This window comes from Nonomuraea sp. NPDC005501 (genome assembly GCF_040605905.1).
Taxonomy (GTDB): domain Bacteria; phylum Actinomycetota; class Actinomycetes; order Streptosporangiales; family Streptosporangiaceae; genus Nonomuraea.
The window spans coordinates 1-7566 of the sequence record NZ_JBEXDT010000174.1 but is presented as its reverse complement, the minus strand read 5'-3'; the positions used below and the strand labels follow the sequence as shown (position 1 = coordinate 7566).

Here is a 7566-nt window from a genome sequence, read left to right as displayed (position 1 = left end):
CCACTCCCGGGGGCGGGCCGTTCGTGAGCCGTGGTGTCACCGGCCGCGCGGGCCGAAGCCCGTCAGCCGGTGACCCTCAGGTCGTCAGTGGCCGTGACCGTGGCCGTGGCCCTGGCCGGCGGCCGGGGCCTCCTCCTCGGGCTTGTCCACGACGAGCACCTCGGTCGTGAGCAGCATGCCCGCGATCGAAGCGGCGTTCTGGACGGCCGAGCGGGTGACCTTGACCGGGTCGATGACACCCTGCGCGATCAGGTCGCCGTACTCGCCGGTCGCGGCGTTGAGGCCGTGGCCGGCCTCAAGCTCGGCGACCTTGTGGGTGACCACGTAGCCCTCGAGACCGGCGTTCTCGGCGATCCAGCGGGCCGGCTCGACCAGCGCGCGGCGCACGACGCCGACACCGGTGGCCTCGTCGCCCGTCAGGCCGAGGTCGTCCAGGTCCTTGGAGACGTGGATCAGGGCCGAGCCACCGCCGGAGACGATGCCCTCCTCGATCGCGGCGCGCGTCGCGGAGATGGCGTCCTCGAGACGGTGCTTCTTCTCCTTGAGCTCGACCTCGGTGGCCGCGCCGACGCGCAGCACGCAGACGCCGCCGGCCAGCTTGGCCAGCCGCTCCTGCAGCTTCTCGCGGTCCCAGTCGGAGTCGGACTGCTCGATGGCGAGCTTGATCTCCTTGACGCGGTCCTCGATGGCCTGCTGGTCACCGGCGCCGTCGACGATGGTCGTGGCGTCCTTGGTGACGACGATGCGACGCGCCTGGCCGAGCACCTCAAGGCCGACGTTCTCCAGCTTGAGGCCGACCTCTTCGCTGACGACCTGGCCGCCGGTGAGGATGGCCATGTCCTGCAGCATCGCCTTGCGGCGGTCGCCGAAGCCCGGCGCCTTGACGGCGACGGAGGTGAACGTGCCACGGATCTTGTTGGTGACCAGGACGGCCAGGGCCTCGCCCTCGACGTCCTCGGCGACCACGAGCAGCGGCTTCTTGGTCTGCGCGACCTTCTCCAGCATCGGCAGGAAGTCGGCGATCGAGGCGATCTTGCCCTGCGTCAGCAGGATGTAGGCGTCCTCGAGGACGGACTCCATGCGCTCGGGGTCGGTGACCATGTAGGCCGACAGGTAGCCCTTGTCGAACTGGAGGCCCTCGGTGAACTCGAGCTCCATGCCCATGGCGTTGGACTCTTCGACCGTGAGGACGCCGTCCTTGCCGACCTTGTCGAACGCCTCGGCGATCAGCTCGCCGATCTTGGCGTCCTGGGCGGAGATCGTCGCGACGTTGGCGATCTCCTTCTTGTCCTCGACCGGGCGGGCGCTGGCGAGCAGCTTGTCGCTGATCTCCTTGGCCGCCTTGTCGATGCCGCGCTTGAGCGACAGCGGCGAGGCGCCGGCCGCCACGTTGCGCAGGCCTTCGCGGACCATGGCCTGAGCCAGGACCGTCGCGGTGGTGGTGCCGTCACCCGCGATGTCGTTGGTCTTGGTGGCCACTTCCTTGGCGAGCTGGGCGCCGAGGTTCTCGTAGCGCTCCTCCAGCTCGATCTCACGAGCGATGGTCACACCGTCGTTCGTGATGGTCGGAGCACCGAACTTCTTGTCGATGACGACGTTGCGGCCACGGGGGCCGAGGGTAACCTTCACGGCATCCGCGAGGGCGTTGACGCCACGCTCAAGAGCGCGACGGGCGTCCTCGTCGAACTCCAGGATCTTCGCCATTTTGCTGAAAGTCCTCTCCTAGTGTCGAAGGCCCCGGCCGCTCACGCGCCCGGGGCCCGACACCACCGGCTTACTTCTCGATGATCGCGAGAACGTCGCGGGCGGAGAGCACGAGGTACTCCTCGCCGCCGTACTTGACCTCGGTGCCGCCGTACTTGCTGTAGAGGACGACGTCGCCCTCACTGACGTCGAGCGGGATCCGCTTCTCGCCGTCCTCATCCCAGTTGCCCGGGCCCACCGCGAGGACCTTGCCCTCCTGCGGCTTCTCCTTGGCGGTATCCGGGATGACCAGGCCGGAAGCGGTGGTCTGCTCAGCCTCAAGCGGCTGCACCACAATGCGGTCGCCGAGCGGCTTAACGGGAACCTTGGTGGCGGTCGTCACGATCGGACCTCCCCTTCAGATTTGAATGATCTAGAAGAGGCGACCAGCGGGGCCTGCCGTCGCGGGTGCCAGACCTGCCTCGTCGCACGTTGGCACTCTCAAGGGGAGAGTGCCAACAGGAAACATATGCAAGAGGGGCTTGACAGTCAACACGAACACGTCTGCTGAGAGCGATAACCCATCCTCGCAGGTCGTGACGGGGTCCCGGATCGGGGGCCGCACGGGAGGCGCTAACGTCGTACGGCGTGGACCTGGACGCCTTCACCGAGCTGCTCACTCCGCGCGGACAGCGCGCGCTCGCGGAGGCGGGCGAGCTCCAAGGGGGCGACCCCGTGGCGGCCGCGACGAGCCTGCGCCGGACCTACGACGCCGCGCTCGCCTCGGCGGCGCTCACCCAGGCGCGGCTTCGGGACCGGGCGCGCGCCAAGTTCGGCGCGGACGCCGAGCTGATGTACTTCACGCCGCACGGCCTGGAGCAGGCCACCCGGGCCGAGGTCGCCGCCCACCGCGCCGCCCGGCTCACCGCGCTGTGGCACGACTCACACCGTTCACAGGGCTCGCGAACGCGCCAGGGAGCGGCGGCTCGGGAGGACGACACCGCCTCGGGCACGCGCCCGCCGGGCCCGCACGACTCCCGTCCTCATGACTCGGGTCCTCAGGACTCGGGTCCTCAGGACTCCGGCCCGCACGGCTCCAGCCTGTACGGCTCCGGCCCGCAGGGCTTCGGTCCGCCCGGCTCGGGCACGCAGGGGGCGGGCACGCAGGGGGCGGGGCCGAGGGTCGTGGACGCGTGCTGCGGCATCGGCGGGGATCTCCTGGCGCTGGCCCGGGCGGGCTGTGTCGTGGACGCCGTCGACACCGACCCGCTGACCGTGGCCGTGGCCGTGGCCAACGTCGAGGCGCTCGGGCCGGCCGGACGGGTCACGGTCCGGGTGGCCGACGCCGCGTCCGTGTCGCCCGAGGACTACGACGTGCTGTTCGCCGACCCGGCCCGGCGCACCTCCAGGGGCCGCACGTTCGACCCCTTGGCCTACTCCCCGCCGTGGCCCGTCGTGCTCGACCTGGTCGCCCGGGCCCGATGGGCCTGTCTCAAGGTCGCCCCGGGCATCCCGTACGAGTTCATCCCGGAGACGGCCGAGGCCGAGTGGGTCTCGTACAAGGGCGAGGTGAAGGAGGCCTCCCTGTGGACGCACCCCGGCGCCCGCACGACCGACAGGCCGGACACGACGGCGGGCGGCGGGCCGGTCCGGCTGGCCACGCTGCTGCCCGGCGGCCACGTCCTGCGTGACACCGGCGCCGTCGCCCCCGTCGGCCCGCTGGGCCGCTACGTGTACGAGCCCGACGGCGCGGCGATCCGCGCGCACCTGGTCGCCGAGGTCGCCGAACTGGTGGACGGCCGCCTGCCCGACCCGATGATCGCCTACATCACCGGGGACGACCCGGTCGACACTCCCTGGGCGTCCCGGTACGAGGTGGAGGAGGCGCTGCCGTTCTCGCTGAAGCGCCTGCGCGCCGCTCTCCGCGACCGGAAAATAGGAAATATCACTATTAAAAAGCGCGCCTCCGCCGTGGACATCGAACGCCTTCGCGGAGATCTGCGACTTTCGGGCAGTGAATCCGCCGTGGTCATTCTGACCCGGATCATGGATAAGCCGTCCGCCCTGATCTGCCGCCCATGCCCACCTGCGTAAAGAGCAAAACAGGGCGCTTGTGCGGCAACCACGATATTTTCCCGCACCACTGACGTGGCTTGATCGAGAGGCTAAGGTGGGCGGGCGGGAGTTCTCCCCCCTGTAGCGGTTTACCGCGTTCTCCTTCTTCCATCTGCAAACCGGACCTATCCCACCGCTGCGCGATGAACCGTCGGCGAGTGAAGGAGCTTTCGGTGGATCATTCCAACCACACCACCCTCCTGCAGACAGGGGGGCACAGCAAGGTCCCGGAGAGAATGCGGGAGCTGCTGGCCCGCGCCGCGCAGGATCATGTGTACGAGCAGCGCACGCAGGGGGCCGTCCTCGACGAGATCCGCCAGCGGCTCGAAGGCATGGAGTGGCTGCTGCGCGAGGTGCGCGAGCGGGAGCTCGGTGGGTTGAGCGGCACGCTGGAGACGGTGAGCGGGCGCCTTGACGACATGGCCGCCAAGCCGCCCATGTGGGCCGAGGGCCTCGCCCAGCACGTCGAGGCGGTCCGCGACCACGTGGACGCCGTCGGCTCGCAGGTGGGCTCCGTGGACGCCCGGGTGGAGTCGGTCCACCAGCGCGTCGCCCCCGTGGTGGAGCTCCCGAACATCTGGGACGATCTGACGACCATCGGCGGCGGCGTCGAGGAGACGTTGAAGCGGCTGCAGTCGGTGTTGGACGGCGGCGAGGGCATCGCCAAGCGGATGGGCGAGTTCGCGGCCGTCATGGCCCAGCTCGGCTCCAGCATGGAGGCCGCCGCCAGCCGCTTCACCCGGCTCGACAGGTCGCTCGCCGAGCTGACGGCGCGCACCGACCGGGTCGAGAACGTGGTGGCCGAGCTGTCCAGCGGGATCGCCTCGGGGCTGTCCAGCGGGCTGGACGGCCGGCTGGCCGCCGCGGCCGAGCAGGCCGGGACCCGGGCCGCCGCCGTCGGCGAGCAGGTCAACGCGCACGTGGACGCCGTGGCCGAGAGACTGACCGCGCACGTGGACGTGCTCGCGGGCCAGGTGAGCGCCGTGACCGACCGGCTGACGACCGCCGAGCAGCGGCTCGCGGCGCGGGTGGAGGAGTCGCGGCAGGAGCTGGCCACCTGCCTGGAGGAGACGCAGCAGCAGGTCGCGGTGCGGCTCGACGAGCTCGACGCGCGCATGGAGGGCGTGGACGGCCGCCTGGCCGGGATGGACTCCCGGCTGGGGTCCGTCGACAAGCGGATCGTCTCGCTCGACGGGCAGCTCGGCGCCCTGGACGGCCGGATGGACGGCCGCTTCACCGCCCTCGACGGCCGGCTGACCACGCTGGACGAGCGCGCCGTCGCCGCCGGCGAGCGGCTGGGCGCCGTGGACGAGCGCGTGGGCGGGGTCGAGCAGCGGATGGCGGCCGTGGACCAGCGGATGGCGACGGTGGACCAGCGGGTGGCGGGCGTCGACCAGCACCTCGGCGAGAACGCGACCCGCAACGAGGCCCGCTTCAACCATCTGGACAACGACCTGGAGTCGCTGGACGAGCGGCTGAGCGAGGTCGAGGAGCATCTGACGACCCGGTTCGACGCCGTCGACAGCACGGTGACGGGCCGTTTCACGACCGTCGACACGAAGCTGGCGGCCGGGTTCGACGGGGTCACGAGCCGCCTCGACCGCAGCGACAGCGCCATGGCCGCCCATTTCGCCACGGCCGACGCCAACCTGACCGCCCGCTTCGACACGGTGGACGGGCTCGCCACCCGCCTCGACGCGGTGGACACGGACATGGCGACGCGGTTCGACCAGGTGGGCAATGCCATCCAGACGGCCATCCAGACGAGCATGCAGACCCGCTTCGACGGCGTGGACCGGCATCTGACGGACCTCGCCACCCGCGCCGAGCAGGCGGGCGAGCAGCTGGAGACGGTGGACGACCACCTGGAGGCGGTCAACCAGCGGGTGAGCCAGCTCCCGGTCACGCTGGGCATCGGCGAGCGGATCGAGGAGGCGATCGCCGCCCGCGCCGCCGACGAGGCCGACCGTCTCACGGCGGCGGCGGGCGCGCTCACGGAGCTGCTCCAGGCGCGGCCCGACCGCGAGGAGCTGACGCGCACGGTGACGGGCATCGTCACGCCGGCCACGGCGGACCTCACCAAGCGCCTGGGCTCGCTGGAGGAGACCATGCTGGCCCTCGCCGAGGCCCTCCTCCGCCCCACCCGGCCGAAGGACTGACCCGCCGTCCGGATCGGCACCATCCGCTACGGCAAGGCCGACGTCACGCGCACGCGCCGACGTCGGCTGACCCCTGTCACGGCCGGCTGTGAGGGCTCACGGGCCACCCGCCGTGACGGCGCGCATCCTGGGCCGCCCACGTGGTCACGAGTGAGCCCGGCCGCGGGGTGCCGGCTCCTGAGCTGCTGCGGTTTTCCACAGGTGGAGTCGGCGGAGCACCGCATTCCGCCGCACCGCCGATCTCCCTAGCGTTGCGCACATGATGCAGCTGATGATGAACGTGCTGGTCGCGACGGCCGTCACCGCGGGTGGCCACGGTGTGGACGTACGCTCCGACCTGGACAAGATCGTGGCCGGCGGCGGAGCCACGGCCGCCCTGGCGCGGGTCTCCGACGGCGGACACACCTGGTCGGGCGCCGTGGGCGTGCGCGACATCGAGCGCGAGGGACGGCCGTCGCCCAACGGGTACTTCCGGATCGGCAGCGTCACCAAGACCTTCGTCGCGACCGTTGTGCTCCAGCTCGTGGACGAGGGCAGGATCCAGCTCGACGACCCCGTCGACCGGTACCTGCCGGGCCTGGTGCCGGGCGGCGCGCAGATCACCGTCCGCCGGCTCCTCAACCACACCAGCCACCTGTACGACTACATGAGCGAGCCCGGATACTCGACCAACCGCTGGCGCGGCGACGCCCGGTTCCGCTCCTACCAGCCGCGCGAGCTGCTCGATGTGGCCTTCGCCAAGAAGCTCCCCGACGACGGGAAGTGGCACTACTCGAACACCAACTACGTGGTGCTCGGGCTGCTGGTGGAGAAGCTGACCGGCCACCCGTACGGCAAGGAGGTCACGCGCCGCATCCTGCGACCGCTGGGGCTGCGCCACACCGTGGTCCCGGGCGACCGGGCGGGGCTGCCGGCGCCGCACGCCAAGGGATACGAGCCGCTGCCCGGCCTGGTGGACGCCACGCGGATGAACCCCTCGCTGGACTGGGCCGCAGGAGAGATGATCTCGACCGCGGCCGACCTGGAGCGGTTCATGTCGGCGCTGCTCGACGGCAAGCTGATCAGCAAGACGTCATTGCAGGCGATGCGCACGACGGTCGAGACCGGAGCCGGGTTCGGCTACGGGCTCGGACTGCAGGCCTACCGGCTGCCGTGCGGCACGGTGTGGGGACACAGCGGCGAGCTGATCGGATACCTCACGTTCGCGTTCCGCTCGGACTCCGGCAAGTCGATGACCCTGTCGATCAATCCCTCGACCCGGAACCCGTCCACCGAGGAGGTCATGGGCATCGCCGTCAAGGTGTTCTGCGGCTCGGCGGTTCAGCGGCGCGACTGACAGTCCCGGCCAGCCCCGTGGGGAGGGGCGAGTTCAGGCTGCGTGGTGGCGGTACCAGTCGAGGGTCGCGGCGATGCCGTCGGCGTGCGGGGTGACCTCGACCGGGCCGAATGCCTTGCGGAAGGCTGAGTCGTCGGCGACGAAGGGGCGGTCGCGCTGGTACCAGGTCTCGCCGAGGGCGCGAACGGTCGGGTTGAACAGTCCGATGAGGCGCTGCATTCCCCGGCCGAGTCCGGCGATGTTCGGCTTGTCTTCGGTGGCGGCTCGTACGAG

The 7566-nt window shown here is 70.8% G+C and carries 5 protein-coding genes and 1 pseudogene; 3 read left to right on the top strand and 3 right to left on the bottom strand.

Annotated features, from left to right (window positions below; all coding sequences use genetic code 11):
- Positions 1 to 84 precede the first annotated feature (84 nt).
- Together groL and groES are read right to left on the bottom strand one after the other, a co-directional pair.
- Complete coding sequence (gene groL / locus ABZS51_RS41590; protein ID WP_355453545.1) at positions 85 to 1704, bottom strand: chaperonin GroEL; 1620 nt, start codon at positions 1702 to 1704, stop codon at positions 85 to 87.
- Positions 1705 to 1774: 70 nt separating this feature from the next.
- Entirely contained in the window at positions 1775 to 2089 is a 315-nt protein-coding gene (gene groES / locus ABZS51_RS41585) for a co-chaperone GroES (RefSeq protein ID WP_253781127.1), read from the bottom strand.
- Between the two features lie 242 nt (positions 2090 to 2331).
- On the opposite strand from groES, the gene ABZS51_RS41580 reads away from it, so the two are divergent.
- From ABZS51_RS41580 to ABZS51_RS41570, 3 genes are all read left to right on the top strand, one after another.
- On the top strand, positions 2332 to 3777 hold the full coding sequence (locus ABZS51_RS41580; RefSeq protein WP_355453542.1) for a class I SAM-dependent methyltransferase: 1446 nt from the start codon (positions 2332 to 2334) through the stop codon (positions 3775 to 3777).
- A gap of 194 nt (positions 3778 to 3971) precedes the next feature.
- Positions 3972 to 5957 (top strand): hypothetical protein, encoded by a 1986-nt coding sequence (locus ABZS51_RS41575; protein WP_355453539.1) that lies wholly within the window; start codon positions 3972 to 3974, stop codon positions 5955 to 5957.
- Between the two features lie 259 nt (positions 5958 to 6216).
- A complete protein-coding gene (locus ABZS51_RS41570; protein ID WP_355453536.1) occupies positions 6217 to 7293 on the top strand; it encodes a serine hydrolase domain-containing protein in 1077 nt (358 codons plus the stop codon).
- A 33-nt stretch (positions 7294 to 7326) separates the two neighbouring features.
- On the opposite strand, the pseudogene ABZS51_RS41565 reads toward ABZS51_RS41570, so the two are convergent.
- A pseudogene (locus tag ABZS51_RS41565) lies at positions 7327 to 7566 on the bottom strand (hypothetical protein); the annotation flags it as partial.